The sequence below is a fragment of the Vulcanisaeta distributa JCM 11217 genome (assembly GCF_001316005.1).
Taxonomy (GTDB): Archaea; Thermoproteota; Thermoprotei; order Thermoproteales; family Thermocladiaceae; genus Vulcanisaeta; species Vulcanisaeta distributa_B.
The window spans coordinates 245515-259296 of record NZ_BBBJ01000002.1 but is presented as its reverse complement, the minus strand read 5'-3'; the positions used below and the strand labels follow the sequence as shown (position 1 = coordinate 259296).

The 13782-nt window shown below is 44.9% G+C and carries 18 protein-coding genes, 1 tRNA gene and 2 pseudogenes; 6 read left to right on the top strand and 15 right to left on the bottom strand.

The window, feature by feature from the left end; all coding sequences use genetic code 11:
- Positions 1–91 precede the first annotated feature (91 nt).
- The 3 genes from JCM11217_RS03430 to JCM11217_RS03420 all read right to left on the bottom strand — a co-directional run bounded on the left by JCM11217_RS03430 (position 92) and on the right by JCM11217_RS03420 (position 1531).
- On the bottom strand, positions 92–523 hold the full coding sequence (locus JCM11217_RS03430) for a 2-oxoacid:acceptor oxidoreductase family protein (protein ID WP_243678206.1): 432 nt from the start codon (positions 521–523) through the stop codon (positions 92–94).
- A 244-nt stretch (positions 524–767) separates the two neighbouring features.
- Entirely contained in the window at positions 768–1226 is a 459-nt protein-coding gene (locus JCM11217_RS03425; RefSeq protein ID WP_054842087.1) for a YkgJ family cysteine cluster protein, read from the bottom strand.
- An 8-nt stretch (positions 1227–1234) separates the two neighbouring features.
- Positions 1235–1531 carry an MTH1187 family thiamine-binding protein gene (locus JCM11217_RS03420; RefSeq protein ID WP_054842052.1) on the bottom strand — a complete coding sequence of 99 codons (297 nt, stop codon included), beginning with the start codon at positions 1529–1531 and terminating at the stop codon, positions 1235–1237.
- Positions 1532–1586: 55 nt separating this feature from the next.
- Here JCM11217_RS03420 and JCM11217_RS03415 point away from each other — a divergent pair, with 55 nt between their 5' ends.
- Both JCM11217_RS03415 and JCM11217_RS03410 read left to right on the top strand, forming a co-directional pair.
- Positions 1587–1766 carry a TRASH domain-containing protein gene (locus JCM11217_RS03415; RefSeq protein WP_054842051.1) on the top strand — a complete coding sequence of 60 codons (180 nt, stop codon included), beginning with the start codon at positions 1587–1589 and terminating at the stop codon, positions 1764–1766.
- 6 nt (positions 1767–1772) lie between these two features.
- A complete protein-coding gene (locus JCM11217_RS03410; protein WP_054842050.1) occupies positions 1773–1976 on the top strand; it encodes a hypothetical protein in 204 nt (67 codons plus the stop codon).
- Between the two features lie 39 nt (positions 1977–2015).
- On the opposite strand, the pseudogene JCM11217_RS13410 reads toward JCM11217_RS03410, so the two are convergent.
- The 8 genes and pseudogenes from JCM11217_RS13410 to JCM11217_RS13390 form a co-directional block, all read right to left on the bottom strand.
- A pseudogene (locus tag JCM11217_RS13410) lies at positions 2016–3454 on the bottom strand (hypothetical protein).
- A 1421-nt stretch (positions 3455–4875) separates the two neighbouring features.
- Positions 4876–5754, bottom strand: a complete 879-nt coding sequence (locus tag JCM11217_RS03400; RefSeq protein ID WP_054842049.1) for an ABC transporter permease subunit — start codon at positions 5752–5754, stop codon at positions 4876–4878.
- Complete coding sequence (locus JCM11217_RS03395; protein WP_054842048.1) at positions 5751–6650, bottom strand: sugar ABC transporter permease; 900 nt, start codon at positions 6648–6650, stop codon at positions 5751–5753. Before JCM11217_RS03395 ends, JCM11217_RS03400 begins: the two co-directional genes overlap by 4 nt.
- Positions 6651–6665: 15 nt before the next feature.
- Positions 6666–6851 (bottom strand): hypothetical protein, encoded by a 186-nt coding sequence (locus JCM11217_RS13405; RefSeq protein ID WP_243678205.1) that lies wholly within the window; start codon positions 6849–6851, stop codon positions 6666–6668.
- Between the two features lie 8 nt (positions 6852–6859).
- Entirely contained in the window at positions 6860–8083 is a 1224-nt protein-coding gene (locus JCM11217_RS03390; protein ID WP_243678204.1) for an extracellular solute-binding protein, read from the bottom strand.
- A 177-nt stretch (positions 8084–8260) separates the two neighbouring features.
- Positions 8261–8998 (bottom strand): alpha-amylase family glycosyl hydrolase, encoded by a 738-nt coding sequence (locus JCM11217_RS13400; protein ID WP_243678203.1) that lies wholly within the window; start codon positions 8996–8998, stop codon positions 8261–8263.
- A gap of 135 nt (positions 8999–9133) precedes the next feature.
- The gene (locus tag JCM11217_RS13395) at positions 9134–9484 is read right to left on the bottom strand and encodes an alpha-amylase family glycosyl hydrolase (protein WP_243678202.1); all 351 of its coding nucleotides are present in this window, start codon (positions 9482–9484) and stop codon (positions 9134–9136) included.
- Positions 9485–9495: 11 nt separating this feature from the next.
- Positions 9496–9690 (bottom strand): hypothetical protein, encoded by a 195-nt coding sequence (locus JCM11217_RS13390; RefSeq protein ID WP_243678201.1) that lies wholly within the window; start codon positions 9688–9690, stop codon positions 9496–9498.
- 97 nt (positions 9691–9787) lie between these two features.
- On the opposite strand from JCM11217_RS13390, the gene JCM11217_RS03380 reads away from it, so the two are divergent.
- The 4 genes and pseudogenes from JCM11217_RS03380 (at position 9788) to JCM11217_RS03365 (ending at position 12286) form a co-directional block, all read left to right on the top strand.
- Positions 9788–9877 (top strand) — tRNA-Glu (locus JCM11217_RS03380).
- A gap of 84 nt (positions 9878–9961) precedes the next feature.
- Positions 9962–10252, top strand: a complete 291-nt coding sequence (locus JCM11217_RS03375; protein WP_054842047.1) for a MoaD family protein — start codon at positions 9962–9964, stop codon at positions 10250–10252.
- A gap of 77 nt (positions 10253–10329) precedes the next feature.
- A pseudogene (gene lysS, locus JCM11217_RS03370) lies at positions 10330–11963 on the top strand (lysine--tRNA ligase).
- A 5-nt stretch (positions 11964–11968) separates the two neighbouring features.
- Entirely contained in the window at positions 11969–12286 is a 318-nt protein-coding gene (locus tag JCM11217_RS03365; RefSeq protein WP_054842086.1) for a hypothetical protein, read from the top strand.
- Positions 12287–12325: 39 nt separating this feature from the next.
- On the opposite strand, the gene JCM11217_RS03360 is transcribed toward JCM11217_RS03365, so the two are convergent.
- From JCM11217_RS03360 to JCM11217_RS03350, 4 genes are read right to left on the bottom strand one after another with little or no spacing between them, the layout of a single operon-like run.
- The gene (locus JCM11217_RS03360; protein WP_054842046.1) at positions 12326–12661 is read right to left on the bottom strand and encodes a hypothetical protein; all 336 of its coding nucleotides are present in this window, start codon (positions 12659–12661) and stop codon (positions 12326–12328) included.
- Positions 12662–12702: 41 nt separating this feature from the next.
- Entirely contained in the window at positions 12703–12852 is a 150-nt protein-coding gene (locus JCM11217_RS13385; protein ID WP_243678200.1) for a hypothetical protein, read from the bottom strand.
- Positions 12807–13298, bottom strand: coding sequence for a hypothetical protein (locus JCM11217_RS03355; RefSeq protein WP_243678199.1), 492 nt, complete (start codon positions 13296–13298; stop codon positions 12807–12809). Before JCM11217_RS03355 ends, JCM11217_RS13385 begins: the two co-directional genes overlap by 46 nt.
- Positions 13299–13306: 8 nt before the next feature.
- A complete protein-coding gene (locus tag JCM11217_RS03350; RefSeq protein WP_054842044.1) occupies positions 13307–13780 on the bottom strand; it encodes a hypothetical protein in 474 nt (157 codons plus the stop codon).
- Positions 13781–13782: the final 2 nt, after the last annotated feature.

The following is a 13782-nucleotide window of genomic DNA, read 5'->3' as shown; positions in this document are numbered from 1 at the left end:
TTAACGGCCTCAGCATTCAATTTAACCAGATTCTCCCTACCAACAAATTCAGGTAATGAGGCAATTATTGAGTCAAGGCTCACGACACCCGTTACCTTAGCAACGCGCCCAATAATGGAGTACTCACTATGTGCCAGCCGGCAATCACGAGCCCAAGCTTCTCACTTATTGATGTTGCATCAACATAATAAGTCCTATACCCAGTCCTTATTGGTGATGGCGAATTAACAATAATTATGGAGTCCCTACTCTTCATAAGATCATCAACATTCACTAGATCAAGGACACTTGAAACAAGAACCACCAACACATCAGCCCTCCTAACATTACTATGCAATGGCACCGGTCTATCCGCAATCCTCGCATATGACTTAACAACAGCACCCCTACGCTCAGCGCCAAACTCAGGAATTGCCTGGCCCCACTTACCATCCTTGAGCGCAGCGGACACGAGGATCCTGGCGGCAGTGACGCCGCCTTGCCCACCCCTGCCTAAGATTATGAATTCGGTTACCTCAGCCATACTATCTCATGAACCGTAAGCACTAGGGCTTTATAAATGCTTCTGGTAGGTTATTTATCTCTAAATGGTAAAAATAGTTAAATATAAATCCATAGGATTATTGAAATGACTTAATAAATAAGTTATGAATTACATAAAACTAACCACCACCATATCTAAAAACATACCTAAATTAATATAATGGTGTCATCAAAAGATATTTTGGTAATAATTCATTAGAGCGTTATTTACTTAAGTAAAATTGTCAGGAACGAATACCGTACTTCAATCTAACCCACTGACTTGTTTGGTATGACCTGGCTATGAATAATGGTAAGTACCTGCTAAGCCTATTAACCTCTCCCTGACTTACTGTATTCCATGCAGGGCATTCTTTATCGATATATGGGCCATAAACATCATCATAAACCAATGGATATAATCTACAGCCAATTGGTCTATTCTCATATATTGTGCATTGCATGGTCTGTGGATTAAAGAAGACGCAATGCCCATCCACATTCCTTAACCTCCATACCTCGCCATCAAATACTGCGAAGTCCGTAAGCCTATAACCAAGCCTAGTTATCCTCTCGATATCCTCAGGTAAGAGTTCCATTTGTGTGTTTAGGCAGCACTTACCGCACTTAGTACAGTTCATTTTAACCTCGAAGAATTCAGGGTCATCAAATACAGTGCCAAGTTTAATGCGTATCTTAACCATAACCACAACTACCTGCTAACTCTCTCAACCTTATAAGCCATTGTGATTGCCTTATCCCTCCTATCGTCTATCCTAACAGTAGTCACAATTCTCTTAATGCCCGCTTTATAGAGGGTGTCGTGGATATCCTGGAGTAATTTACCTAGCGCCTCAACACTTGGTAATTCAACTGAAGTTCCCATGGGCCCAATCTCGTACTTATAACCCGACCTCCTAATCACATCTATCGCGATTTTAATGTAATCGCCAACACTCGGTGAGCCAGTTCCTATGGGATCAACCGCTATCTCCACGATTACGCTCATACAAAATAATTAAAGCTTAAGTCTGTTATTAAGACTTACTATAAGCAATTTCTTAATGAGTAGGCAATTGGTTAGTGCTGGTTTAGTATGTGATTACTGCGGTGGGCCCATAACAGTGCCAACAATATATAGGAGGGGGGGTAGGAGGACGTATTATCTATGCTGTGAAGCTTGTATGAGGAAATTGAAGAAGAAATTAAGCCGGAGTAATAAAAATAAGGCTGGTGCGCCGTGACCTACTGTGTCATCCAGCGGGAATAGGTGCGTTTTTTATCAGAGGACGTATGATGGCGAGCGTTGCATACTCATGCCGCCTGAGGACTGGAGGGTAAGTAGGAGTAAGTTCATTAATTTCTGCCTTAATGGTGGCCGTGGATGCCCAGTACTCAGTAGGTACTACTCATTAGTTTCTAAGGAATCGGTTAAAGAAGAAAAGCAATTTTAATTAATTTTAATTTAAGTTAAGTATTGTTATTGACGGTAATCACCTAAGTAGGCCCCTCTGAATTAGTATAATCATCACTATAACCGATGCACTAAGTAGAATTGCTATTAAGCTTGTTATCAATTCATTAGATCCTCCTTGCATCGCTGATACTGCCTGTGAATTTCCGTGAGATAGCGTGAATGTGACCAGTGGGAATCCGTATTGATTAATCGGTATTGGGTGATCGCCAAGCTCGTACTCAGTAACTGGCGAGTATAATTGGGCTATTGTTGCATTCTCAATTCCTATAATGGGTATTGTTGTTATGTGGTTAGGCATCAACACTATGGGCTTAGCAATTGCATACGTGCCATTACTCACCACTAGCGTTACATATAATGTGTAGTTCAAGCCATTGTATATCTGCAGTACTACGGCATCATCCTCAACCACGTACTTGACAAGCTTAATTTCAGATAGCCAATTCTCTATGGTATTGATTATGGCGCTCGTGTACGTTAACGCCTGCTCCTGGAACCAAGCTGGGCCGTAGTTCGGAGGACCAGTTTGCCAAGTCCAGTCACTGCCCTCGGCAACGTATAGGTAATTCCACAGTGTGTATATTGGGTTTGTTGAGTTTGGCGTTATGTTGAAGGGTAGTGGTACCACGGGCGATATTGGCATGCCCACAGCCTTCGTAAACGCCACAAGGTACTCCCTCGCCAAGGCAACTGAACGCCAGATCTCGACCTTACCTGGATAGCCATTATTCCAGTTATTTAGGTTTAGGGCCCATGAGGATTCGGGCAAATTAGTCAGTACCGCTATGGGCTTGTGGGTGGCTATGGCCTCGCTAGCCGTCTGCGTTATGAACCAGGTACCCTGGTACTCAGAGAGTACTTGGTAAATGGCCTGTAGATCAGCGGGTCCCGTGGTTGGGTTGAAAATTAGTGGGTTCTCGCCATCCAATGCTACGACGACCACAGCGCCTGGGTTCTGCATGTATATCCTGGCAAGGTAATGAATCAATTCTCTGGCGGTCACCTGCGGTGGTTGACTGAAGTAAGCGAAGGAGAATGCGTTGGAGAGGTCTGTGTCCCTAAACAGTACTATTATCTGCTCACCAGTTGAGTCCTCAACAATTATGGGTCCATAGGGTGATGGGGGGGTACCGCTAACAACCGTTGCGTAGGGCAGGAACGCCTGGGCATCGAGTATCGTGAATTCAATGCCAGTCTCATTGTATAGGTGGACTAAGCCATATTGAATGCCATCTCCGGCGTCCAGGCGCCAGTTGCCTTAACGCCGAATACCTCCTCAGTCATTTCCTCACCCATGAGTATTTGAGCCAATAAGTCGCTCTGCCAACCATTATCATAAATTATTGCCTGCAGTGGGTGGTAGAACGGCACGGTGAGAATCTCGACCTTACCCTCCTGGGCAAGCTCCCTATATAGGCTGATTGTGTAGTTTATGGCCTCGAGGCACTGGGTCATGTTTACGTTGAGTGTTGATGGGCTTGGCCAAACCGGTGAGTATGGGAACGTACCCTCAGTCAGTATTGTCTCCCACTGATATAGAAGTACTGGCGTGAAGTCTATGGTAACGCTCACGTTGTACTCATTGAGTAGGATGGCCTGTAATTCATAAGCGCCAACCCACGTTCCATTCCATAGGAAGTCATGGCATGTGTGAAGCAAGACCCAGGCCTGTTCCCACGTTCCATTTGGCTCGATGTAAAGTGGTTGGTGCATGTTCCAAACAATGACTAGGCTGAGCGGTGGTTTACCCGTTGTATTGAGTACGTAGAGGCTCGGCAATGATGCCTGGGTTAACACGGTACCCAGGCTATACACCGTGAGCATAGGCGTATATATACCCTGCGGCATATTCACGGTGAAGTTTAACGCCACAGTGTAGTAACCTGGCATTATCGTTACATCATAGTAATTAAACTCCTCATTATTTACGGTAAGTGTCATATTAACCGTAACAGGCTTGCCAAACTCATTTTGGAAAAGAACGTAGACAGTGGCGTTCTGTCCAACCAGGTAAACATACCTATTATACGTCGCGTTTATGAATACCAGTGGTGAGTATACGTCCTGTATTGCGAAGTTCCCGTTAGGTGTGCAGGTTACTGTACCGCTTATTAGGTTAGCTGAGCAGTGTAGCCAAGTATTAGTCGTTGTATCCCAGTAAACCCACTGGATCCACTGCCCTGGCTGGAATGGACCTATCATAACTGAGTAATTACCCCCCCAGAGTGGATTAAACGTCATTGTTGCATTCATGGCGCCAGGCGTACCACTCGTGGTGTACCAAGGAACATTCCCAGGGCCTGAGGTTAGGCCGTACCAGAGGAGTATGTTGTCTGGCGCCCTGCCAAGTACGGTTATTAATATTGAACCGTTTGGATAGACGTAGGCCCATGTATAGCCCTGGTTCGGTGGATTAACATCAACGTTCCAGTTCCAGAAGGGTACGCATTGATAGTTAATCCAGGTATTTGTGGTTGCATCATGAAATACCCAGGCAACCCAAGTACCTGGTTGGAAAGGCCCGATTGTGGCTACGTAACTGGTTCCATTCCAAGTCATTAGTGTGTCAGTAACGCTTGACCAGGGCCCCCCCTGTGGGTACGGCTCAATACCCCCCCAGTGCAGATAGACCTCATGGCCCTCCGGCAGTCCTGTTATTGCCACCGTTATGTACGCGGGACCCGACGTTGGTGTCACATTAAAGGACACTACGTATGGGCATGAACTTTGAGCATGAGTTATGGGTGCTGCGAGTAGTGCTGCTACTATTAGTAAAAGAATTAACGGGTATATTATTTTAATTGTCATATTACTTGGGTATTTCTTAGATATTTAAACTTTTCTTTTCAATTATTCTTTTAAATATTTTCAATCCCTTATGCCTTAACACCGCCCATCGCGTATATCTGCACCAAGTACTTCTGGAAGGCAATGAATATTGCGAATATAGGTATTCCCATGAGCACGGAGAACGCGGCAAGCACGTTATACAGTGTTGCCCTATTCACGAAGGCCAAGTAATACATGCCCAGGGTCAGGGTCCACATGCTGCCCTGTGTTATGAATGCATTAGCTAATGCATAATCAGTATAGGCCCCCATGAATGCGAGAAGCGCAACAAATGCAATTATTGGCTTAGCCATTGGTAGAAGGATTCTGAAGAATGCCCCCCCGGGCCTAGTTAATCCATCGATTAACGCAGCCTCCTCATAGTCCTTAGGTATCCTATCGAGGAATACCTTAACTAGGTATGAACTAAATATTGATGTACCACCTGAATAGGCCAGTATTAACCCTACGTATGTGGACCACCCTCTAAGCATTCCTAGTGATGCAAACATTAAGTATAGGGGTAGCGCTGTCGCTGCGAATGGGAAGAATGTCATTACGTAAATGGTCACCATTAATGTGGTCTTTCCAGGCACGTTAAACCTAGATAGGGCAGCCCCCCCTGTTATGAAGGCTACAATAACCGTGATCGCTATCGTACCTGCCGCTAGGATCAAGCTATTTCTTAACCATAGCAGGAATGGTTCCTTAAACAATATGTAGTAATACGCCTCTAAGGACGGTTTCTCGGGTAGGAGCGAGCGTAGGGTTATTGAGGCTAGTGTTGGTATTGGATTTACGGAAGTGATTATTATGTAGTATATTGGGAATACGGCTATAGCAGCCACTATAGCGAGTATTATGTATGATATACCAAGCCTAACCCAATTAGCTACCCTGTTCTTCAGACTATACTTACTACTCATGTTATCACCTCAAGGACCCTACCAACCCTGAGCATTAGTATTGCCATTATCGTCAATATTATTGTTGAGATAACGGAATAAGCAGCGGCAATGTTGTAATAGCCGTATGAGAATGCCTCCTGGTACGTATAAACAATTAATATATCAGTTGATATACCTGGGCCACCACCAGTCAGTATGTATATTGGGTAGAAATTATTCCATGTAAAAACGAAGCCACCAACACTGACGAAGGCTATGGCACTCCTCATTAGGGGGGGTAGTGTTATGTACCTAAACCTGTGCCATGCGTTGGCACCATCAACCACGGCAATATCGTATAATTCACTCGGTATGCTCTGTAGGCTTGATAGGAAGACCGCCGTGTAGTATGGGAATGATAACCACAGGTTCGTTAGTATTAACGCAGCCCAGGCGGTGTTTGTGAATGTTAACCAGTTAATTGGTGGGATTCCAAATAAGCCGAGGAATTTATTGACGATTCCATACTCGTAATTCCACATGCCATACCAAATTACTAATGAGATGTATGCAGGAAATGCCCAGGGTACTAGGAGTAACGTAAAGAATACATTCCTACCCTTAATATCCCTTTGATTAAGTATTAGGGCCAGTATGAATCCGGTAACCACCATCGGGACTAAACTACCCACTGTCCAAATCACCGTGTTTAACAATAACGTATAAAAGGTATTACTAGTTAATATTTCCTGATATATCCTTAATCCAACAAACGTGTAATAAAATAAGTGATAAAGATCGAAGTTTGTAAATGATATATACACGGCGTAAGCCACCGGGTATAGAAATAGGAATAATGCAATGGCAATGATGGGGGGGAGGAGGTAAAGGTATTGGATAAAGACACGATCTAGTTTTTGAAGGGGGGGATCCATTATTAGTCACCTAACTTAACCGCTTGACTGAGCCATCTGCTGGAGCATGTATTGCTCCATGCCCTGGGCGGCGGCTTGGGCAGTCGTCTGATTAGCGAAGTAGGCAGTCGCGTACTGGTGGAATGCCGGCCAGTAGTAAGCCATTGCGGGTATGTTGGGGAACTTCTGGCCATACTGGGCCTGGGCGAATATGCCCTCCATAATGTCGTTTAGGCACGATGCGTTAACTGCCCAGCCTTCAATTGACTAACCGCTGTGTTATAAGCCTGCAGATTGGCAGGTATGTCATGGGCGTAATTCCACAGGTTAAGTTCTGCCTGTGGCCCTGTCATATATAGTATGAATACTAACGCAGCCTCCAACTGCTGTGGCGTGGCGCCACTTGCCTGCGGCGCCGCGATAACCCAACCAGTACTACCTATTAACGGGCTCGCATGTAGGCCAGTCTGACTAACCACGGGTAGTGGTGCGGCACCCAGGTTGCAGCCAAGAGCCTTGAAGTACGTACCTAAATCCCATGGACCATCGAATATTATTGCAGCCTGCCCGCTTGTGAATAACTGCCCTTCAAGGCTTGGGTTCATGTCTGGAGCATTTATGTGCAGGTCGTACGTTAAGTTGTACCAGAATTCCAGGGCGTTAGCCATGGCGCTTGAGTTGAGTTGCGGCATGTTGTTAGGGCCGAATATCTGCCCACCAAAGCCGGCGAACCAGGCGGCGAACCTATAGCCCCCACTCAGAGCCGACGCCATAGGCAATGCACCACACGTGTACGTACTGTTGACCTGAAGGCACATATTAATTAGTTGGTCAGTGGTGTTTGGTGGTGATGTTATGTATTGCTTATTGTAGAACATGACTATGTAGTTTATGTTATCAGGTAAGCCATAATAACCATGGGCACTTGGCGTGTTTAAGTAGAAGTTTTGGGCGGCCGTGGGTAGGTACTGCTCAAAAACTGATGGCGGCAGATACTCACTTAGGTTAAGCAGTAGGCCTGCTGCGAATAATTTACCAGCATCATCACTCGTGTCCCTATAGACAATAGGTGCCTGCCCGGCCTTCGCTGCTGATATGAAGTTGCTCGTGGCGATACCCACGCCGTAGGTAACCTCAACGTGTATGCATGGGTATAACTGCTCAAAGGATGCCAGTGAGGCGTTGAATGCTTGGTTCTCGCTAACGCTGTAGGTGTCCCACACCGTTATCGTTACATTACCGACCTTAGAACAGAAGGTTTGTGCGAAGCTAGGGCTATACACATTTTGTGGTGTGAAGTCACTTATTGGTATTACGAAGCCGGGTGGCGTTGTTGGTTTTGGTGCTGAGGGTTTGTATAGGTAAAACACGGCCACCACTGCGGCTATTATGACTATTACGGCAACGACTATGCCTATTATAGCCCCCCCTGTGGATAGTCCAAGCTTGTTCATACGCATTCAGGTATTATGAATAGGTTTAAAAGCATTACCGTGATTGATTTATATAATTCATGAATGTCCATAAATAAAGAAGACAAAACTTAGATATTTATCTATATGTTTATACCTAGGTATACCCATTAATATGCAGTTATTAATGACCGTTAAGTACCAATAATTCTTGTCGAGTCATCTACCCTTAATAATGAAGTAGTCGCCACTTATGATACCACCACTGTACTTCCTTGGTTCATTACTTAATCTAACCTCGAATTTATCATCGTAGTAAGTCAATTCACTTGAATCAGCCGTTACGCGCCTGGGCAATAGGTTTAATCTTGAGAGTCTTCTTATGAATTCATGAAGGGTGTTGGGACCATTGACTCTTTTCCAATCCATGCACCTCCTATTATCAGGGTCAGGGCCTCCCTCAAGCATAATTTCATCACCGTAATAGAGCATTGGGGGGGTCCCAATCCAGGTGTATGTGAATACCAACGCTGCCTTAAACTTCTCAATATCGCCGTTAAATATCGTTATTGTCCTTGGCGTATCGTGTGTATCCACAAAGAGCCAGGAATTGATTAGGAAGTGTTTTGGTAATACGTTTAATTGTCTCTTAAGTACTTGAGCAAAATCCTCAGCACTGACCTCACCATGTAGGAACTTAATTAATGGTTCCCAGACCTGATAATTCATGACGCCATCAACGGCATTCCTCCATAGGAATGGATCACCCCCCCAGACCTCAGCAATTAACGGCTTATTGATGAAGTTCCTCAGGTCCCACAAAAACCAGGGTGGTATGCCGGCACCAACATCAATCCTAAAGGCATCAACACCCATCAACGCCCAATGAAGTACTATGCCCTTAACCCACTCACCGGCGAACTTCATGTTAAGCTTAGGCATCCTCTTAACATCCATAAACTTCTCATAATCTCCATTATAGATATAATACCAACGGGAATACTCCTGGTCACGCTTAAGGCGGACTTAAAGGCTGGGTGGTCGGAGCCTGTATGATGTATGGGCAGGTCCAGTATGACCTTAATACCGAGGTCATGAGCTCCTCAGCAGCTCCTTAAATGCCTTATTACCGCCCAGGTCATCATCAACATTTAGATAATCAATAACATCATACCTATGGTAAGACATTGCCCTAAAGACCGGCGTTAAATAAATAGCATCAAAGCCCATGGACTTAATGTAACTAAGTTTGTCTATAATGAAGTATAAATCACCACCAAGCCTATCCCTAGGACCACCCTCCCTCTTACACCCAAACCTATCAACGAAAATGCCGTAAATAGCCCTGAACAACCTACGCCTACTCTCACGAATCCTCCTAACAGGGCCGCTGAGCTTAAGCACGTTAAACCCGTTCTCCGTAGGGCCATCATCGAGGACCACCTCACCATCGATTAAGTACCTATAGTAATATTTACCTGGGGGGGTAATGAGACATATGCGCAGTAGTCAAAGCCGCAAAATTCAAGCTCGATGGGTTTCATGAATGCTGTAAAATTACCAATGACGAAGGCAGCCCTCCTAGGGCGTCTATTTATTGAAAATCTAATGAAGTAAAGATCGCCACTCCTAAATACGGTGATGGGCATTAAACCAACCGCAAAAATACGAACTTAAATTAATTAACCCAATGGGAAATGACAGCATAAAGGCTTAAAAACCGACGTATTTAATGATTAACGAGCCCCCCCGGTAGTATAGCCCGGTCAAGTATGTGGGCCTTTCGAGCTTAAGCGGAGACAGCCCGTGACCCGGGTTCAAATCCCGGCCGGGGGGGCACCAATTTTCAATTTATTAAATATCATTACCAAACTATAGACTGAGTTAAATTTTTATGCTGCTCATAGTCTCCCTGGATTTGTGAGGGTTAGGGTTAAGTTTTTTGGTGATCTTTATGAGTTGATTGGTGCATTTAGAATTGAACTTGAGACCCCCCCAAACGGCCTTTCAGTGCGTGATCTCATTGATCTCATTTCTCATACGTTTAATCCTAAGTTTGCCGAAGCCGTGCTTGATGGTGACGGCAGACTTAGGGGGGGTGAGTACGTGGTCCTGGTTAATGGTAAGGCCATTGAGTGGCTTAATGGGCTTGCTACGAAGCTTAATGATAATGATGAGGTAGTGTTTCTACCGCCTGCGGAGGGTGGCTAAGCTGTTGGCTTGGGATAACTTATAAATTAGTAGCTGGTTCTTCTCACAGTAATGAGTTATACCATTGGGTTGATAGGATAGCGAACCAAGTTCTTGAGAGGTGCCGTAGTGAGGGTAAGGATGAGTGCGTACTTAATGGCGGTCTTAGCGTTTCTGGACTTCAACACATTGGTAGGCTTAGGGGGGGTGAGATAATACTGAATAGTGTCATTGCCGAGAAATTAAGGGATGCGGGATTAAGGGTTAGACAGGTCTTGACCCTGTACACGGTGGATCCTGGAAGGGTAAGGATAAGCAGCTTGAGCAGTTTTTGAATCCCGAGATTGGTAGGAAGTATGTTGAGTGGCCTCTCGAGCGTGTCCCGGATCCCAAGGGTTGTCATAAGTCCTGGGTTGATCATTACTGGAGGGACTTTGGTGATTACCTTGATTACTTCGCGAAGAATGTTAAGGTTATAACGACCGGCGAAATGTATAGGGAGCATCCTAGGATGAGGGAGTTCATAGTAATGACTATGAGGAATAGGGAGAGGTTGATTGAGGTCATTAATAAGTATAGGGGGGGTAGGAATCCGTATCCGAAGGATTGGATACCCTTCGAGCCAATTTGCGAGAACTGTGGTAGGATCGGCACTGCGGAGGTCACGAAACTAGACCTTGATAAGTATGAGGTTGAGTATAGGTGTACGTACTGTGGGCATGTTGGTAGGGCTAAGTTGACTGATGGTAAGCTTCCGTGGAGGGTTGAGTGGGTTGGTGTTTGGTACACGTTGCAGGTTGACTTCGAGCCTTATGGAAAGGACCACGCAATGCCAGGTGGTTCCAGGGACTCTGCGGTTGAGATTGCAAAGACGGTCTATGGCATTAACCCGCCATTGGGTACCTGGTATGAGTGGGTTGGTTATGTGGTTAATGGTAAGGACGTGGGTGACATGGGTAGTAGTGACTTCATAGGCTTTACGCCGAGGGAGTGGGTTGAGGTTGCGGAGCCCGAGGTTCTTAGGTACATATACATATTCCATGAACCGACAAAGAGACTTACCTTTAGTCTTGATTCGGTTTATCAATACGTGGATATTTATGACAGGGCTGAGCGTCTTTACTACGGTGTTGATAAGCCAAGCCCTAAGGAAAAGGATTACCTTGACCTAATTATTAAGTCCTATGAGTATGCACAGTTGAGGAGACCACTGCCTAAGGAGATGCCGTTTCAGCTGCCGTACCTACATGCAGTTGCTCTGATACAGACATTGCCGCAGTCGTTAAGTGAGGACGAGCTTATGGAGAGGGTCATTAAGAGATTGAAAGAGACGAAAATACTAACTAAGGATTTGGATGACCTATCCCGTGAGAGGATTAAGTCTAGGTTGATTAGGGCCCGTAACTGGGTCAGTAAGTACGCACCTGAGACATACAGGATTAGGGTTCTTGAGGAGTTGCCTGAATCAATAAGGGCGTCATTAACGGATATCCAAAGGAACAAATTGGGATTACTGCTTCAGGAGCTTGAGAGGGTCGATGTTTGGAATGAGGACAACATCAAGGAGGCGATGAAGAGGGTTCCCAGGGAGAATAAAAGCATTGAGAAGGCGTTCTTTGAGGCTACATACTTAGTATTCTTCGGTAAGCCAAGTGGCCCAAGGATAGCGCCCTACCTCGCAATGCTTGGTAGAGACTTCGTAATTAATAGGTTAAGGGATGCGTTAAGGTGATGATCATGTCCAGGCTATTAGTGGCGGCCATCGTCCTTGCAGTGATTGTTTACACGGTTCTATTATCGTCGCTGGCAGGTACGTACTTACCCAGTAGGGGGGGTAACTTTGCCCTGGAAATCACCGTACTTATACTCGCATTAATTAGCTTCTTTGTGTCATTTCTATCAATTAAGCAGACGTGGTATGACGTGAATACCGCATATACGGATAGGGAGTTAATAATTGGAAAGTTGAAGAGAATTCTAGCGTTTTTCTCGCTGGGTCTGAATATTATTAACATAATCCTGATTTTCGCGTACGTACTCATCGTGGTTATTTAAATAAAATAAAATTTGTATAACTACTTATTTTCAACTCGATTACTTCTTGATCAGCGCCCTCAATTGATTAAGCTCCTTATCCTTACTCTCAATAATCTTCATTAACTCCTCCCTCTCCTTAAGTAGTTGCTCGTACTTCTTACGTATGTCCTGGCACTCACTCTCAATCTTATTAATCTCCTTCATCTTGCTCTCCAACTCCTCCCTCTCCCTATCAAGCTTCTCCCTCAACTCAACCAGCGTGTTCTCCCTAATTATTAAGGCCCTCTGGTAATTCATCAACTCCCTCTCCTTATCAAGAAGTCTCTTCTCCCAATCCGTGAGTCTCTTCTCCTCCTCAACAAGCTTCGTTATTAATGGCTCAAGCTTATCCATGAGTTCCCTCCTCCTCTTATTAATCTCTTCATCAAGCTTCTTCAGCGTATCCTCCTCTCCTTAAGCAGGTTCTCCAGGGAATTAAGCCTACTCTCCTTATCCTTAAGTTCAGCCTCAAGCTTATTCAACGCTTCCTGTCTCTCATTCAACTTCTTCTCAAGCTCCTTAAGTTCAGCCTCCCTCTGAGCCAACTGATCAAGCCTTTCCTTAACCTCCTGTTCCTTCTTCTCCAATTCCCTAAGCCTTGCATTCTCGCATCGATCCTCACAGCCTCCATCTCAAGCCTCTGCTCACGGGACTTTAACTCAACCTCCCAATCCCTAAGCTTAGCCTCCCTCTCATTAAGTGCCTTCTCCCTCTCAGCCAAGGCCTTCTCTTTATTATCGAGGTCGCTAAGTCTCGTTGTTAACTGATTAGAGAGAGCCATAAGGGACGCCATCACGTTACTCATCTCAGCCAACTTAGCTTTCTCCTCCTCAATTGCCTTCCTATCGCTTTCCAGTCTTTGCCTAAGCTCCTCAAGGCTTTTCTCCCTAACCGAAACGTCGCTCTCCCTCCTACTTATATCGAGTAGTTTATTCTCCAGGTCCTTCTCCCTATTAAGGACTTCGTTATACACCTTGTTCAACTCCGCCAATAAATTACTCAACTTAGATACCTCTGAGACAAGGCTGATGCCTTATCAACTCCGCTCTCAATTTTAGTGTTTAAGTCCTTAACATTATTATTAATTGATTCAAGGGTTGTGGTGGCACTTACGAGGCTCTGCTGCATGTTGCTTGATAATCCCTGGAGCCTGTCTAGGAGGTTGTTTATTTTCTCAAGTGCATCGAACAAGGAATCCATGAGCTTCTTACTAGTGTCGTTGAATTGATTAACGATGGTGTTCATTTGGGCAACCCTGCTGGCTATGTCTGTGGTTGATGAGTTTATGACCTTAATCGCATCCTGTAGTGTCTTGTCATTCCTCTCAATTCCGGCTGAAATAGCCTGAAGATTCTTCTGCATTTGATTGGCGTTATTAATTAGTGCTTGTACATTCTGTTGTAACGCCTGAAGTAAATTGCTTATCTCGTTAATCCTCTGGTAAAGCTCTGATGCCTCCTTAGACCTGAACACGG